Genomic DNA, 16,205 nt, shown 5'->3' on the forward strand with positions numbered 1-16,205 from the left:
AGCCACGCGAAGGAGCGAACCATGGCCACCACCCTCATCAGCGGCGGCACCGTCGTCAGTGCGACCGGACGCGCCGCGGCCGACGTGCTGATCGACGGCGAGACCATCAGGGCCGTGCTCGAGCCCGGCAGCAGCATCCTCGGCACGGATGTCGCGGCATCCGTCGACCGTGTCATCGACGCGACGGGCAAGTACGTGATCCCCGGCGGCATCGACGCGCACACGCACATGCAGCTGCCGTTCGGCGGCACCGAGGCATCCGACACCTTCGAGACCGGAACGCGCGCGGCCGCGTGGGGCGGCACGACGTCGATCATCGACTTCGCCGTGCAGACCTACGGGCAGCGCATCGAGGACGGGCTGGCCGCGTGGCACGAGAAGGCGGCCGGCAACTGCGCGATCGACTACGGGTTCCACCAGATCGTCGGCGATGTCAACGAGGCGTCGCTCGCGACGCTGCGGCGACTGCCCGACGAGGGCATCACGAGCTTCAAGATGTTCATGGCCTACCCGGGGGTCTTCTACTCGGATGACGCGCAGATCCTGAAGGCCATGCAGGTGTCGCGCGACACGGGCATGCTCACGATGATGCACGCCGAGAACGGCCCGGCGATCGACGTGCTCGCGGCCCAGCTCGTGGAGCAGGGCAAGACCGACCCCTACTACCACGGCGTCGCGCGCGCCTGGGAGATGGAGGAGGAGGCCACGCACCGCGCGATCATGCTCGCGAAGCTCACGGGTGCGCCGCTCTACGTGGTGCACGTGTCGGCGAAGCAGGCGGTCGAGCAGCTCGCGTGGGCGCGCGACAAGGGGCAGAACGTGTACGGCGAGACGTGTCCGCAGTACCTCTACCTGTCGCTCGAGGAACAGCTCGGCGCGTCGAGCGAGCAGTGGGGCCACTTCGAGGGCGCGAAATGGGTGTGCTCCACCCCGCTGCGCTCGCACGAGGAGGGCCACCAGCAGTCGATGTGGCAGGCGCTGCGCACGAACGACCTGCAGATGGTGTCGACCGACCACTGCCCGTTCTGCATGAAGGACCAGAAGGAGCTCGGCCTCGGGGACTTCCGCAATATCCCCAACGGCATCGGCTCGATCGAGCACCGCATGGACCTCATGTACCAGGGCGTCGTGACGGGCGAGATCACCCTCGAGCGGTGGGTGGAGCTCACGAGCACCACGCCGGCGCGTATGTTCGGCCTCTACGGCACGAAGGGCGTCATCCAGCCCGGCGCCGACGCCGACGTCGTCGTCTACGACCCGAACGGCCACACGTCGATCGGCCTCGAGAAGACGCACCACATGAACATGGACTACTCCGCGTGGGAGGGCTTCGAGATCGACGGCCACGTCGACACGGTGCTGTCCCGGGGCAAGGTCATCGTCGACGACGACCAGTACCTCGGCGCCAAGGGCGACGGCCGCTTCCTCAGGCGCGGCCTCAGCCAGTACCTCATCTGAGTCGACCCCCAACCCCCGAGCCGACCCCCAACCGAGCGGAGCACCCCATGGACTTCGGTGTCGTCCTCCAGACGAACCCCCCGGCATCGCGCACCGTGCACCTCGCGAAGCTCGCCGAGCAGTACGGCTTCAGCACCGCGTGGACGTTCGACTCGCACCTGCTGTGGCAGGAGCCGTACGTCATCTACAGCCAGATCCTCGCCGAGACGCACCGCATCAAGGTGGGCCCCTTCGTCACCAACCCGGCGACCCGTGACTGGACCGTCACGGCGTCGATCTTCGCGACGCTCAACGAGATGTACGGCAACCGCACGATCTGCGGCATCGGCCGCGGAGACTCGGCCGTACGCGTGACGAACGGCAAGCCCACCACGCTGAAGGAGCTGCGCGAGTCGATCCACGTGATCCGGGAGCTCGCGAACTCGCGGCCGGTGGAGTACAAGGGCTCGCAGCTGCAGTTCCCGTGGTCGCGCGGCTCGGAGCTCGAGGTGTGGGTCGCGGCCTACGGCCCGATGGCGCTGACGCTCGCGGGCGAGGTGGGTGACGGGTTCATCCTGCAGCTCGCCGACCTCGACATCGCCGCGTGGATGATCCAGCACGTGCGCGACGCCGCCGAGGCGGTGGGCCGCGACCCGATGTCGGTGAAGTTCTGCGTGGCCGCCCCGATGTACATCGGCGATGACCAGGAGCACATGCGCGACCAGTGCCGGTGGTTCGGCGGCATGGTCGGCAACCACGTCGCCGACATCGTCGCGAAGTACGGCACCGGCTCCGACGGGTCGGGCGCCGGTGCCGTGCCGCAGGCGCTGACCGACTACATCAAGGGCCGCGAGGGCTACGACTACAACGAGCACGGCCGTGCCGGCAACACGCACACGTCGTTCGTGCCCGACGAGATCGTCGACCGGTTCTGCGTGCTCGGCACCGCCGACGAGCACATCGCGAAGCTCAAGGCGCTCGCCGACCTCGGCGTCGACCAGTTCGCCGGCTACCTCCAGCACGACAACAAGGAGGAGACGCTGCGGGTCTACGGCGAGACCGTGATCCCGGCGCTCTCCGAGCACATCACGGCGAAGGCATGACGGAGGCCGGCGTGCGCGAGACGACCGCGGCGACGGATGCCGCGGGCGCGGCGCCCGACCGCGGCATCCGCTCGCCTGGCCAGGGCGGCCGTTCCGGCCGTGCCGGGCGTGGCCGTCGTGAGCTCGCCCGGTGGGGCTGGGGGCTCGCCGGCATCCTCGCCGTCGTGCTCGTCTGGGAGGCGTACAAGCTGCTCGGCCCGGCCGACGGCGTGGTGCTCGGCACCACCCGCGTGCTGCCGCGCACCACCGACCTCGCGATGCCGCACGTGTGGGACATGATCGGCCGACTCGGCGAGCCGGTCACGCGCTCGCCGTCGGCGCAGGTGCTCTGGGCCGTGATCGCGTTGTCGGCGCTCACCACGCTCGGCATCGCGGCGGTGGGCTGGCTCGTCGGCGTGGTGGTGGGCATCGGCCTCGCGCTCGTGATGCAGCGGTGGCGCCTCGCCGAGTGGGGCCTGTTGCCGTGGATCATCATCAGCCAGACGGTGCCGCTCATCGCCTTCGCGCCCGTCGTGAAGAGCTGGGGGTCGCGCGTCGAGATCGGCTCGTTCGAGTGGCAGGACTGGATGTCCGTCGCCCTCATCGCGAGCTACCTCGCGTTCTTCCCCATCGCCATCGGCGCCCTGAAGGGGCTGCAGTCGCCCGACCGCATCCACGAGGAGCTCATGCAGACCTACGCGGCGGGCTACTGGACGACGCTCGTGAAGCTGCGGTTCCCGGCATCCGTGCCCTACCTCCTGCCGGCGCTGCGCCTCGGCGCGGCCAATGCGGTCATCGGCGCGGTCGTGGCCGAGGTGTCGACCGGCCTCCAGGGCGGCATCGGGCGCATCCTCATCCAGTTCGCCGGCCAGGCCTCGGGCGACCCGGCCAAGGCGTGGGCGCCCATCTTCGGCGCGATCGTGCTCGGCCTCGTGGCCGCCGGCTCGATCGCCCTGCTCGGCGTGATCCTCAAGAACTACCGACGAACGGAGGAGGCCGCATGAGCGACCCCCAGGCGCAGTCCACTCCCGCGACCACCGCCGCCGTCGAGGTGCGCGGTGTCGACAAGGTGTTCGAGACCCGCAGCGGGCAGGTGCAGGCGCTCGACGCGATCGACCTCACGGTCGCCGCCGGCGAGTTCGTCTCGCTCATCGGCCCGAGCGGATGCGGCAAGTCGACGCTCATGCGGCTGATCGCCGACCTCGACGACCCGACCGCCGGCACGCTCACGGTGTTCGGCAAGACCGCCCGACAGGCGCGGCTCGACCAGGAGTACGGCATCGCGTTCCAGTCGGCCGGGCTGCTGCCGTGGCGCACGGTCGCCGGGAACGTGGCCCTGCCGCTCGAGCTGCACGGTGTGGCATCCGGGACCCGCACGACCCGGGTCGCCGACCTGCTCGACATGGTGGGACTCGCCGACTTCGCGGACCGCTACCCCGACCAGCTCTCGGGGGGCATGCAGCAGCGCGTCGCCATCGCCCGCTCGCTCGCCGAGCAGCCGCGGCTGTTGCTCATGGACGAGCCGTTCGGCGCCCTCGACGAGATGACGCGCGAGAAGATGCAGTCCGACCTCGTGCGCATCTCAGCCGAGACGGGTGCGGCCGTCGTCTTCGTCACGCACTCGATCCCGGAGGCGGTGTTCCTCTCCGATCGCGTCGTCGTCATGTCGCCGCGTCCCGGACGCATCCGGGAGATCGTGCCGATGCGGCTCGGCGCCGACGCGAAGCGCGCCGCCCGCACCGAGGAGCTCCGCGAGGAGCGGGCGTTCTTCGACATGGTCACCGCGGTCCGCGAGGCGCTGCACGGGGGAGCCCCCGTCGGCACCGGGCCGCGCGGGGTGGAGACGCGCTGATGACCGCCGCCGCCGCATCCGCTGCCTCGCCGGCGCCGCCGTCAGCGAGCGGCGCGACCGGGCGCCCGCCCCGCGCCCGCTCCCACGGCTGGAGCCCGCGCACCGAGAACACGCTGCGCATCGTCGCGCCGATCGCCGTCGGGCTCATCGTGCTCGGCACGTGGCAGTTCCTCGTCAGCGTGGTCGGCGTCTCGGACTACCTGCTGCCGAGCCCGGCGTCGATCATCGAGGAGTTCATCGCGTACTGGCCGTCGATCGCTCAGGCGATGCTCATCACGGGCACGAACGCGCTCGTCGGCCTCGTCGTCGGCTCGATCCTCGGCATCCTGCTCGCCGCGCTGGCCGCGCGGTGGCGCGGGATCGATCAGATGAGCGCGCCGGTCGTCGCGTCGCTCGCGGTCATCCCGATCGTGGCCCTCGCGCCCGTGCTCAACTCGATGTTCGGCGCCGACAGCCAGTTCGGCCGGCAGGCGATCGCCGCCCTCGCCTCGTTCGTGCCCGTGTTCATCAACACGTTGCGCGGGTTCCGGCAGACCGCCCCCGTGCACCGCGACCTCATGAAGGCCTACGCGGCGAGCTCGGGCCAGGTGCTGCGCACGCTCACGCTGCCGACGGCGCGACCGTTCATCCTCACCGGCATCCGCATCGCCTCGTCGCTCGCCGTGATCTCCGCGCTCGTCGCCGAGTACTTCGGCGGACCGCGCGGCGGACTCGGCGGTCTCATCTCGACGTCGGCCGCGTCGAGCGCCTACGCCCGGGCCTGGGCCTACGTCCTGGCATCCATCGCCCTCGGCCTGCTCTTCTACCTCGCCACCCTCGCGCTCGAGCGGCTGCTGCAACGCCGACCCGTCGAGGAGCGACGACGCACCTGACCCCCAGACCACCGGGGCCGAGGGCCCCGGGGAACCGCACCACCCGCACCGAATGCACCACCGCACCACCCGCACCGCACCGAGAACACCCGAAATGCATCGAGAGGACTGACATGAACCACAGCAGACGTCGCGTCGCGACGATCGGCGGGCTCGCACTCGCGACCGCCCTCGCCTTCACCGCATGCTCCGGATCCGGCGGGTCGGGGGAGACCGACAGCGCCGACGGCGGTGACCTCACCCCGGTGAAGCTGCAGCTCCAGTGGCTGCCGCAGGGCCAGTTCGCCGGCTACTTCGCCGCCGCCGACCAGGGCTACTTCGAGGAGGAGGGCCTGGACGTCGAGATCATCCCCTCCGGCGGCGACATCGTGCCGCAGGACGCGCTCGCCAACGGCGACGTCGACTACGCCATCGCGTGGGTGCCGAAGGTGCTCGGCTCGATCGAACAGGGCGCCAACCTCACCGACATCGCGCAGATCTTCCAGAAGTCGGGCACGCTCCAGGTGTCGATGGCCGACTCGGGCATCGACTCCGTCGACGACTTCGAGGGCAAGAAGATCGGCTCATGGGGCTTCGGCAACGAGTGGGAGATCTTCGCGGCCATGGCCGCCGAGGGCCTCGACTCCACGACCGTGCAGATCATCACGCAGGACTTCAACATGAACGCCTTCCTGCAGGGTGACATTGACGCGGCGCAGGCGATGACCTATAACGAGTACGCACAGCTCCTCGAGACGACGAACCCCGACACGGGCGAGCTCTACCAGCCCGAGGACTTCAACGTCATCAGCTACGAGGACACCGAGGGCGCCATGCTCCAGGACGCCATCTGGGCCGACACCGAGCGCCTCGCCGACGACGAGGACTACCAGGACACGACGGTCAAGTTCCTGAAGGCCGTCATCAAGGGCTGGGTCTACGCGGCCGAGAACCCGCAGGAGGCCTCGGACATCACGATCGCGGCCGGCTCCGGCTGGGGTCCCAGCCACGAGCTGTGGATGGTCAACGAGACGAACAAGCTCATCTGGCCCTCGCCCGACGGCATCGGCATCATCAACCAGGATGCGTGGGACAAGACGGTCGCGGGCGCGCTCGCGGCCGTGAACGAGTCGGGCGCGCACCTCATCACCGAGGAGCCGCCGTCGACCGCGTACACGAACGACTGGATCCAGAAGGCGCTCGACGAGCTCGAGGGCGAAGACCTCGACCTCACCGGCGAGAACTTCGAGCCCATCGACGTCACCCTCGAGGAGGGCGGCAACTAGTCGGCCGGATGCCGCGTGGCCGGTGAGTCCCGGCCGGCCACGCGGCATCCGCCGGCATCACTCTCACGACCGCATCACCGCACGCAACGAAAGGCACCGAAGCCATGACCGAGAACCTCGTAGAGGACCTCGACGAGCTCGCACGCTCGCTCGACCGCGAGCACGTCTTCCACTCGTGGTCGGCGCAGTCGCAGCTCTCGTCGCTGGTGGTCGCCAGCGGGCGGGGATGCCGCGTCTGGGACCACGCCGGCCGCGAGTACCTCGACTTCTCGAGCCAGCTCGTGAACGTCAACATCGGCCACCAGCATCCGGCCGTCGTGCAGGCGATCAAGGAACAGGCGGAGCTGCTGACGACCATCGCACCGTCGACCGTGAGCCTCGCGCGCGGCCAGGCCGCGAAGCGCATCATCGCCCGGGCGCCCGCGGGGTTCCACAAGGTGTTCTTCACGAACGGCGGCGCCGACGCGAACGAGAACGCGATCCGGATGGCGCGCCTGCACACCGGGCGCGACAAGATCCTCTCGACCTACCGGTCGTACCACGGCAACACCGGCGCGGCGATCGTGTCGACGGGCGACTGGCGCCGCATCCCCAACGAGTTCGCGCGCGGCCACGTGCACTTCTTCGGGCCCTACCTCTACCGCTCGGAGTTCTGGGCGACGACACCCGAGGAGGAGTCGGAGCGCGCGCTGCACCACCTGCGCCGCATGATCGAGGCCGAGGGGCCCTCGTCGATCGCCGCCGTGCTGCTCGAGACGGTGCCCGGCACCGCCGGCATCATGATCCCGCCGCCCGGCTACCTCGCCGGGGTGCGGGAGCTGTGCGACCGGCACGGCATCCTGCTCATCCTCGACGAGGTGATGGCGGGCTTCGGCCGCACGGGCCGCTGGTTCGCGTTCGACGGCTACGACGTGCGCCCCGACCTCATCACGTTCGCGAAGGGCGTGAACTCGGGCTATATCCCGGTCGGCGGCGTGATCATCTCCGACCCGATCGCGGCGACGTTCGACGACCGGGTGTTCCCCGGCGGACTCACCTACTCCGGACATCCGCTCGCCATGGCCTCGATCGTGGCCACGCTCGACGCGATGGAGTCCGAGGGCATCGTCGAGAACGCCCGCGCGATCGGCGAGACCGAGATCGGGCCCGCGCTCGCCGAGCTCGCCGAACGCCACGACGTCATCGGGGAGGTGCGTGGCGAGGGCGTCTTCTGGGCCGTCGAGCTCGTCGCCGACCCCGAGACCCGCGAGCCGCTGTCGCCCGCCGCGATGGGCCGGATCAAGTCCGGCCTCGTGGCGCGTGGCCTGCTGCCGTTCATCCAGGACAACCGCATCCACGTGGTGCCCCCGTGCGTCGTCACGGTCGAGGATGTCGCCGAGGCGATGCCGATCTACGATGAGGTACTGAGCACCGCACTCGAAGGAGAGGGCTGACTCATGAGCCAGACACTGACCGAATCCCAGGCGTCGACCGCCGCCACGGCAACCATCGAGCACTGGATCGACGGGGCATCCGTCGCCGGTGCCTCCGACCGCAGCGGGCCCGTCTACAACCCTGCGCTCGGCGTCGAGCAGAAGCGCGTGCGTTTCGCGTCGACTGAGGACGTCGACCTCGCGGTGCAGGCCGCCGCACGGGCGTTCCCGGGGTGGCGCGACACGTCGATCGCGAAGCGCCAGCAGGTGATGTTCGCGTTCCGCGAGCTGCTGAACGCGCGCACCGGCGAACTCGCGGCGATCCTCACCAGCGAGCATGGCAAGGTGACGTCGGATGCCGCGGGCGAGATCGCGCGCGGACTCGAGGTCGTCGAGCTCGCCTGCGCGATGCCGGGCTACACCAAGGGCGAGTACTCCGAGAACGTCTCGACGGGCATCGACGTGTACACGCTGCGCCAGCCTGTCGGCGTCGTGGGCATCATCAGCCCGTTCAACTTCCCGGCGATGGTGCCGCTGTGGTTCTTCCCCCTCGCGATCGCGACGGGCAACACCGTGGTGCTGAAGCCGTCGGAGAAGGACCCGTCGGCCGCAGTGTGGCTCGCCCAGCTCATGCAGGAGGCGGGACTGCCCGACGGCGTGCTCAACGTGGTGCACGGCGACAAGGTCGCCGTCGACGCGCTGCTCGAGCATCCGACCGTGCGCTCGATCTCGTTCGTGGGCTCCACGCCGATCGCGCAGTACATCTACTCGACGGCCACCGCCAACGGCAAGCGCGTGCAGGCGCTCGGCGGCGCGAAGAACCACATGCTCGTGCTGCCCGACGCCGATCTCGACCTCGCCGCCGACGCCGCCGTGAACGCGGGCTTCGGCTCGGCGGGCGAACGGTGCATGGCGATCTCGGCGGTGCTCGCGGTCGACTCGATCGCCGACGAGCTCGTCGAGAAGATCGCCGAGCGGATGTCGCGGCTCACGACCGGCGACGGCACCCGCGGCTGCGACATGGGGCCGCTCATCACCCGGGAGCACCGCGACAAGGTCGCGGGCTACCTCGACGTCGCGGCATCCGACGGCGCCAGCGTGGTGGTCGATGGACGCGACCCCGACGTCGACGGCGAGCCCGACGGGTTCTGGCTCGGACCGACCCTCGTCGACCGGGTGCCGACCTCGTCGGCCGTCTACCGCGACGAGATCTTCGGACCGGTGCTGTCGGTGCTGCGCGTCGATGGGTACGAGGACGGGCTCGAGCTCATCAACGGCTCGCGCTATGGCAATGGCACGGCGATCTTCACGAACGACGGCGGCGCCGCGCGGCGCTTCCAGCGCGAGGTGACCGTCGGCATGGTCGGCATCAACGTGCCGATCCCTGTGCCCGTGGCCTACCACTCGTTCGGCGGCTGGAAGGACTCGCTGTTCGGCGACGCCAAGGCCTACGGCCCGCGCGGCTTCGACTTCTTCACGCAGGAGAAGGCGATCACCTCGCGCTGGCTCGACCCGAGCCACGGCGGCCTCAACCTGGGCTTCCCGCAGCACGACTGAGGGGCGGTGCATCGGAACGGTGGCCGGTGGAGCGCCGATCCCCGGCCGGCGGGGAACTCAGGACAGGTGCGGCAGCGCGAGGCTGCCGATGGGTGGTCGTTGCGCTCGCGCTGGGACTCACGGCGTGCGGGTTTCCCGGCGCCACCGGCCAGGCGCCGGTTCCGCTGCCATCGCCGGCCGCCCCATCGGGGGAGCCGCAGCGCGAGTCCGAGTCCTCGGGTCCCGGCCGTGACGAGCCTCGATTCCTGATCACCTGCAGCTTTGCGGACGGCAACGCCGCCACGACCTACGCCGGCTTGGAGGAGGCGTGGTCGTCGACGAACTACGTTCGCATCGACTCCTGCGACGCAGCGGTCGCCCGCCCCGATGGCTTCCAGCTCACCGGTGACGAACGCGCCGTAGCCGACGTCGCTTCTGCGGACCTTCCCGATGCCGACCCGACGATGGCGTACCTGCGCACGCTCGCCGCCTGCGTGCGACTGAGCCCGGAGCGGTTGGCGACCGAAGCGGCGTCGGTGCTCGAGGCCACGGCGCTGCGCTGCCCCGAGGCCCCGCAGGCGGGGCTCATCGAGCAGGAACTGTCGCGGCGCACTGCAGTCGGAGGTGCGAGCGGAAGCGCCGTGCCATCACCCCAGCTGGTCGGCGAGGGCGTCGATCACGGCCGTCTCCACGCCGGCATCGCCAGCACGGAAGTGCGCGATCTGCGGATAGATGGTCATGCTTCCCCCCGCGACGCCGGGGGAGTCCGGATCCCATCCGCCCTCGTAACTTCCCCATGACGGTGCGAGCGGCAGCAGAAAATCGTTCGCGGGCACGTAGCAGTTCGTCTCGTTGGCGTACCCGCCGATGAGCAGGTGATCGACGCCGCCATGGCGCAGTCGGAAGTACGCCGCGTACCCGCTCACCAGCTCGCCGCCCACGAATGCGAGGTCGAGCCCCGGGTCGCCGTCGATCCGCCACACCTGGGACGGATTCTGCACGCTCGTCGCGTAGTCGTCGGTGTCGATGCGCTCGATCATGGCCTCGGCGTGGCGCTGGTACCACGCGGGCAGCCCGGCGGCGTTGAGCGTCCGCGATACGAACGCTGCTCGCACGACGGCGAGGTTCTCGGGTGCGTCGGTGATATCGAGGGGAAGCGTCACCTCCCTGAGATCGGTGGAGATGGGACCTGCGAGTTCGCGCCCCGGGGTGTCCGCAGCGTCGAGCACCGAGTAGCCGAGCGTGTTGCCGTGGTCGTCGCGCAGCGCCCAGCTGCGGACGCCGATAGGATCCTGGTCTCCCGCCGGACCCGGGATGAAGAACGCGAACGCCCCCGACTCGTCCTCTACGACGTCACAGGCCTCGGCCGGCCAATCGCCGTCCCACAGCTGCTGCCATCCCGCACTGACGGGGTGACACCCGTAGCTGAACAACACAGCCCGCAGCCTGCCGTTGCTGCGGCGGGCGGTGAGCACCGGCACGTCGGTCTCGACGGTCGGGAGCCCGACCCTGTTGAATGCGAACCCCACGGAGGTCACCCGGTATTCGAGGGTCACCTTCGTGCGCCCGCTGGAGAGGGCGTTGGCGACGACCTCGACGATGCGGTCCTGGAGCCACATCGTGTAGGCGTCGACGACCGCGAGTTCGGCGGTGCCGATGTCGTACGTGATGACCGGGTCGAGCGTTCTGCCGATGACGGGCCCGTTATGGGTGTGGGTGGCGAACAGGGCGATGTCGGAGGATTCCCACTCGGCGAGGCCGACGAGACGAGGTCGCACCGCGAGATGCACGGCTCGGGGGATGCCGAGGATGTCGAGCGAGACCAGTCCGAACGGGTGTCCGTTCTCCCACAGGATGACGCAACGGGCGAACAAGGGTTGTGCATACGGCTCGTCGCTGACCACCTGCCGCGGTCCGGCCTGGACGCCGTATCCGCCCATGAACGGGTTCGCTCCAGGCGGCGGGGTGATGTCGACCTTCGCCGTGGAGATCCTGAACCCCATCCCGACCACCCCCTGAAGATGAGTGAGGCTCACCTCACCCCTCAGGAGCACAATAGTCCTCCGGACGCGTGGTCGACGTGTCGAGCGGGGAGGCGGTGTGCGCCGCTCGAGGAGGCGGTGTGCGCCGCTCAGTCAGGCGGGCGGCAGCGCGTCGCGGAGCAGCTCCAGCGCCGCCCCCGTCGTCTGGTGCACGACCTCGGCGGGATCGCCGTCGAACTGCCAGTGCGCCTCGCGGAGCTCACCGCGCACGCTCGCGGCTGCGAAGACGCTGCCGGCCGGCTCGCCCTCGTCGGGGTCGGGCCCGCCCACGCCGGTCACGGCGACCGTCGCATCCGCCTCGAGCGCCCGTGCCACGCCCTGCGCGAGTTCCCTGGCGCACTGCGCCGACGCGACCTTCTCGGCCGTGACCCCGAGCAGCGCTCGCTTCACCCCGGTCGCGTAGGCGACGACGCCGCCACGCAGCCACGCGGATGCCCCGGGCGCGGCGCCCAGCGCGTTCGAGATCGCGCCCGTGGTGAGCGACTCCGCCGCGGCGACCGTCAGCCCGGCCGCCTGTGCCCGACGGGCGATCTCCTCCGCCAGACCTTCGAACTTGTCAGCCGGATCCTGCATGCCTCGACGCTAACCCGCGCGCCGGGGGCGTGTCAGCGGGTTGACGACCGGCCCGAGCCCGCAGCGAACGCGGCGACGGCGGCTTGCGCGTCGGGCGTCTCGAATGCGGCGCCGATCGTGCCCGCCTCGTCGTCGAGCGCCTCCTGGAAGGAGCGCGACGGTCCTGAACGCACGAGCCGCTTGGCCTGCCCGAACGCGCCGGTGGCACCGCGCAGCCAGGAGTCGGCGATCTCGCGGGCGCGGTCGGCGAGCTCCTCGGGGGCGACGACCTCGGTCACGAGCCCCCAGTCGAGCGCTTCGGCGGCACTGAGCGTACGCGAGGTCAGGGTGAGCTCGAGGGCTCGGCGCATGCCGATCGCTTCGGGGAGGAGCGTGCTCACGCCGCAGTCGGGAGTCAGGCCCACGTCGGAGTAGCGACTTGCGAACGTCGCCCGGTCGGACGCCACGATGAGGTCGGCCACGAGCATGAATCCGAGTCCGCCGCCGGCCACGGGCCCCTGCACGGCGGCCACGATCGGCTTGGTGCTCTCGCGGAGCGCGCGGTGGCCGGCGTGGATGACGTCGGCGAGCGCGGTGATCGTCCGGCCCGGGGCATCCGTCGTGCCGGCGAGCTCGGACATCGCGCGCACGTCGCCGCCGGCACAGAAGGCGCGCCCGACCGCGTCGAACAGCACCGCGCCGACGTCGTCGCGCTCGGCCACCTCGACGGCGATGTCCCGCCACCGGTGGATCGCCTCGGGGTCCATCGCATTGAGCCGCGACGGGCGATTGAGCGTGATGTGGGCGAGCCCGTCACGCACCTCGAACAGGATCGCCTCGCCGTGGGCCGCATCGCTCATGGTCGAGGAGTCTAGTTGCCCGTTCAGACGCCGAAGTTCGCGCTCGGCGCGGAGAGCCGCTCGATGACTCCGGTGTCGTCGTAACTGAGCACCAGCACTCCGAAGTTGCGCTCCATGGAGTCGGCCGGATTCGGCGGCAGTGTCACGATCCCGACGCGCGAGACCGTCACGGTGCGTCCGGTGGAGGGGTCGGTGTAGGGCGGAGTCGTCTCCACGCCGATCGTCAACTCCGAGGGTGCGTCGCCGACGGCCACGCCGGTCGCCGATCCGATGCCGGCCGCGGTCGCGACGGGGAGCGATCCGGCCATCGGCCCCTCGACGAAGACGTAGTGGTTGGGGTTCTCGGGAGGGGTGCCGGGGGTGTCGGTGTCGTAGAGGCGCAGGCCGCCCCACTCGTGGTCGACGCCGGGAGGCGACTCCATGCCGCCGGCATTGGGGCTGTCGACAGGCGCCCCGAGGTACTCGGTGAGACCGGCCACCACCTCGGTGGTCGGCTGGAAGTAGTCGAAGCTCGCGAGGGTCGCGCCGTCGGCGTCGAGCACCATGATGGCCTCGGCCGAGATGGCGACGGATGCCGCGACCGGCTCGGGCTCGGGTGCGGGCGTGGTCGGCGGCGCGCTCGTCACGGCCGGCGAGGAGGAGGCGGCGGTCGGCCCGGCCGAGCATGCCGCGAGCACCCCGATCGCAGCCAGGGAAAGGACGAGGGCGGCGGCGCGGCGCTTCGACATGGGTCGGAACATACCGCACGGCGAGCCGTGGGACATCAGGGACGTCCCCGAATCCGGTGACGGTGCCGGGCGCGGTCAGGCCGCGCTTCCTGCGGCGGGAGTGCCGCGGCCGCGGGAGGGGTGGCCATATGCCTGCTCGAGCCGAGAGGCGCGGGCCACGAGGACGTCGAGCACCGTGCGCACGGCGAGGCGCTCCGCGACATCCGGCCGCACGAGCGCGACGATCTGCCGCGCCGACGCGACCCCGCGGATGGGCTTCAGCACGATGTCCGACGAGACCGTGCCCGAGGTGAACCGAGGCACGAACGCGATGCCGAGGCCGGCCGCGATGAACGCCTCCATGATGCGCATGTCGCTGAAGCGCTGGCTGACCTGCACGCGCTTGCCGCCCTCCTGCTCGATGGCGTGCAGGATGCGCTCGAAGGGGTAGCCCGGCGGCACGCCGAGCCAGGTCTCGTCGACGAGGTCGGCGGGCGTGACCTGGGAGCGGGCGGCGAGCCGATGATCGGCGGGCAGGCCGACGTCGAGCGGCTCGGTGAGCAGCGGCACGGCCTTGAGCCCGCGGCCACCCCAGGGCAGCACGCCGGGCATGGTGTGGGCGAGCACGATGTCGTAGTCGGCGGTCAGGTCGGGGAACTCGGCGAGCTCGGGGTCGAGGTCCGTGCAGCGCACGACGAGGCCGGCGACCTGGGAGAGGTCGCTCAGCACGCTCGGCAGGAGGGTCGCGCCGACCGTGGGGAACGTGAGCAGCGTGACCTCGCCGCTCGGGTGGTTGCGGAACTCGTCCCAGAGGGCGGAAGCCCGTTCGAGCGCGATCGCGACGTCGGCCGCGCTGCGGGCGAGCGCGTGCCCCGCGCTGGTGAGCACCAGGCCCCGGCCGCTGCGCTCGGTGAGCGGCATGCCGGCCTCGCGCTCGAGCACCTTGAGCTGTTGCGAGACCGCGGAGGGGGTGCGCCCGGTGGCCTCGGCGACAGCCGTGACGCTGCCGCGTTCGGCGAGTTCCCTGAGCAGGTCGAGGCGGCGAACGTCCATGTAGCCAGCCTACATCGTCGTTGAAGTATTGTGCGCTTGTGCTGCATGATCCCGCGCGCGAGAATAAAGGAGTCGAACACGTGCAACGGCGCATCCGTCGCTCGACGAGCCGCTCTTCTTTCGAAAGGAACCCACGTGTTCACGCTCCTCGCCATCCTCGGTGTCATCTCCGTCGCCGGCATCGCCGGCTCCATCGTCGTCTCCTCGCGCGACGGCTACGGCCGCCGCCACCGCGAGACGTTCGCGCGCACCGTCTAGGGCGCCGCGACATCCCGGCGCGTCCGGGAGCAGGGCCGCTGCGCGGGGGAGGGACACCCCGCGGAGCGGCCCTTCGTCGTCCTCCGGCGTCGGTCGCCGCAGCGCGCACGCCGAGGCACGGCCCGCCCGCGGCATCCGCCCCTTCCTCTCAGGCAGCGGGGCCGTAGAGTATTCGGGTGACCCTCGCCCCCCAGACCAGCAGCACCGATGCACGCCGACAGCTCATCGACTACATCTCGGCCGATGCGGTGTTCCACGGCGACTTCACCCTGACCAGCGGCAAGAAGGCGTCGTACTACGTCGACCTGCGCAAGGTGAGCCTCGACCACCGCGTCGCCCCGCTCATCGGGCAGGTCATGCTCGACCTCATCGCCGAGGTGCCCGACGTCGCCGCCGTGGGCGGCATGACCATGGGCGCCGACCCGATCGCCGCGTCGATCCTGCACCAGGGCGCCGCCCGCGGCCTGGCCTACGACGCCTTCGTCGTGCGCAAGGAGCCGAAGGACCACGGCCGCGGCAAGCAGGTCGAGGGCCCCGACGTGGCCGGCAAGCGCGTCATCGTGCTCGAGGACACCTCGACCACCGGCGGCTCGCCGCTCAAGGCGATCGAGGCGCTGCGCGCCGTCGGGGCCGAGGTCGTCGCCGTCGCCGTCGTGGTCGACCGCGCCACGGGTGCACGTGAGGTGATCGAAGGGGCCGGAGTGCCCTACCTGGCCGCGATCGGCCTCGAAGACCTGGGATTGGCCTGATGAACGGCGACGGGCGCAACGACGACGACGCCGACTGGCTGCTCGCGCAACTGGCGAACGGGCAGCCGCCGGCACGTCAGGAGCCGCCCGTCGCGCCGCCCCCCACCTCTCCTGCGATCCCGGATGCCGCGTCGGCGCCGGTTGCACCGTCAGTGTCTCCCGTGCCGCCCGCCGCCGCAGCGCCGTCCGCGCCCAGGCGCGAGGAGGTGCTCGACTGGTTCTCGCTCGCCGAGCCGCCTGCTGCTCCGGATGCCGCCACGCGCGCGCTCCCCGTGATCGGAGGGCCGCTCGCGCCGACCGAGGGCCGGCCCACCGCTCCCCAGACGCCGGCGTTCCCGGGCGGAGCCGCTCCCGCGCCGGCCGAGCCCACCGCCGGGTATCCGTCGTGGAATCCGCCGTTCACCGTCGGACGCCCCGACCTGCCGCCCGCTCCCGCCGCCTCGCCGCTCACCTCGGTCGAGCCGCCGGTGGGGTCGGTGCCACCCTCGTTCGCGCCGGCCGCGCCGGTGGCGCCCGCCGGGCCAATGG

15 protein-coding genes and 1 pseudogene are annotated in these 16,205 nt (G+C 70.9%); 11 read left to right on the forward strand and 5 right to left on the reverse strand.

Annotated features, from left to right (window positions below; all coding sequences use genetic code 11):
- Positions 1-21: 21 nt before the first annotated feature.
- From hydA to AC1DZA_RS13645, 8 genes are all read left to right on the forward strand, one after another.
- On the forward strand, positions 22-1,458 hold the full coding sequence (gene hydA / locus AC1DZA_RS13610; protein WP_476773141.1) for a dihydropyrimidinase: 1,437 nt from the start codon (positions 22-24) through the stop codon (positions 1,456-1,458).
- Between the two features lie 47 nt (positions 1,459-1,505).
- Positions 1,506-2,540 carry a TIGR03842 family LLM class F420-dependent oxidoreductase gene (locus AC1DZA_RS13615; RefSeq protein WP_476773142.1) on the forward strand — a complete coding sequence of 345 codons (1,035 nt, stop codon included), beginning with the start codon at positions 1,506-1,508 and terminating at the stop codon, positions 2,538-2,540.
- Complete coding sequence (locus tag AC1DZA_RS13620) at positions 2,537-3,523, forward strand: ABC transporter permease (RefSeq protein ID WP_476773143.1); 987 nt, start codon at positions 2,537-2,539, stop codon at positions 3,521-3,523. The genes AC1DZA_RS13615 and AC1DZA_RS13620 overlap by 4 nt, the downstream gene beginning before the upstream one ends.
- Positions 3,520-4,371 carry an ABC transporter ATP-binding protein gene (locus tag AC1DZA_RS13625; RefSeq protein WP_476773144.1) on the forward strand — a complete coding sequence of 284 codons (852 nt, stop codon included), beginning with the start codon at positions 3,520-3,522 and terminating at the stop codon, positions 4,369-4,371. Before AC1DZA_RS13620 ends, AC1DZA_RS13625 begins: the two co-directional genes overlap by 4 nt.
- Positions 4,371-5,243, forward strand: coding sequence for an ABC transporter permease (locus AC1DZA_RS13630; RefSeq protein WP_476773145.1), 873 nt, complete (start codon positions 4,371-4,373; stop codon positions 5,241-5,243). The genes AC1DZA_RS13625 and AC1DZA_RS13630 overlap by 1 nt, the downstream gene beginning before the upstream one ends.
- 113 nt (positions 5,244-5,356) lie before the next feature.
- Positions 5,357-6,508 carry an ABC transporter substrate-binding protein gene (locus AC1DZA_RS13635; RefSeq protein ID WP_309976270.1) on the forward strand — a complete coding sequence of 384 codons (1,152 nt, stop codon included), beginning with the start codon at positions 5,357-5,359 and terminating at the stop codon, positions 6,506-6,508.
- A 104-nt stretch (positions 6,509-6,612) separates the two neighbouring features.
- A complete protein-coding gene (locus tag AC1DZA_RS13640; protein ID WP_476773146.1) occupies positions 6,613-7,941 on the forward strand; it encodes an aminotransferase class III-fold pyridoxal phosphate-dependent enzyme in 1,329 nt (442 codons plus the stop codon).
- Positions 7,942-7,944: 3 nt separating this feature from the next.
- Positions 7,945-9,477: a CoA-acylating methylmalonate-semialdehyde dehydrogenase gene (locus AC1DZA_RS13645; protein WP_476773147.1), complete on the forward strand. Its 1,533-nt coding sequence runs from the start codon at positions 7,945-7,947 to the stop codon at positions 9,475-9,477.
- A 626-nt stretch (positions 9,478-10,103) separates the two neighbouring features.
- Here AC1DZA_RS13645 and AC1DZA_RS13650 read toward each other — a convergent pair.
- The 5 genes from AC1DZA_RS13650 to AC1DZA_RS13670 all read right to left on the reverse strand — a co-directional run bounded on the left by AC1DZA_RS13650 (position 10,104) and on the right by AC1DZA_RS13670 (position 14,670).
- Entirely contained in the window at positions 10,104-11,459 is a 1,356-nt protein-coding gene (locus AC1DZA_RS13650; RefSeq protein WP_476773148.1) for a hypothetical protein, read from the reverse strand.
- A 132-nt stretch (positions 11,460-11,591) separates the two neighbouring features.
- Positions 11,592-12,071, reverse strand: a complete 480-nt coding sequence (locus tag AC1DZA_RS13655; RefSeq protein ID WP_476773149.1) for a CinA family protein — start codon at positions 12,069-12,071, stop codon at positions 11,592-11,594.
- 32 nt (positions 12,072-12,103) lie between these two features.
- Positions 12,104-12,910 (reverse strand): enoyl-CoA hydratase/isomerase family protein, encoded by an 807-nt coding sequence (locus AC1DZA_RS13660; protein ID WP_476773150.1) that lies wholly within the window; start codon positions 12,908-12,910, stop codon positions 12,104-12,106.
- Positions 12,911-12,933: 23 nt separating this feature from the next.
- Positions 12,934-13,638 carry a hypothetical protein gene (locus AC1DZA_RS13665; protein ID WP_476773151.1) on the reverse strand — a complete coding sequence of 235 codons (705 nt, stop codon included), beginning with the start codon at positions 13,636-13,638 and terminating at the stop codon, positions 12,934-12,936.
- 75 nt (positions 13,639-13,713) lie between these two features.
- Entirely contained in the window at positions 13,714-14,670 is a 957-nt protein-coding gene (locus tag AC1DZA_RS13670; protein ID WP_476773152.1) for a LysR family transcriptional regulator, read from the reverse strand.
- Between the two features lie 135 nt (positions 14,671-14,805).
- Between AC1DZA_RS13670 and AC1DZA_RS13675 the strand changes: the two genes are divergently transcribed.
- From AC1DZA_RS13675 to AC1DZA_RS13685, 3 genes and pseudogenes are all read left to right on the forward strand, one after another.
- A complete protein-coding gene (locus AC1DZA_RS13675; RefSeq protein WP_268891260.1) occupies positions 14,806-14,928 on the forward strand; it encodes a hypothetical protein in 123 nt (40 codons plus the stop codon).
- 176 nt (positions 14,929-15,104) lie between these two features.
- Complete coding sequence (gene pyrE / locus AC1DZA_RS13680) at positions 15,105-15,677, forward strand: orotate phosphoribosyltransferase (protein WP_476763870.1); 573 nt, start codon at positions 15,105-15,107, stop codon at positions 15,675-15,677.
- A pseudogene (locus AC1DZA_RS13685) lies at positions 15,677-16,205 on the forward strand (hypothetical protein); the annotation flags it as partial. The gene pyrE and the pseudogene AC1DZA_RS13685, both read left to right, overlap by 1 nt.

This window comes from Agromyces sp. P2_B3 (assembly GCF_056404815.1).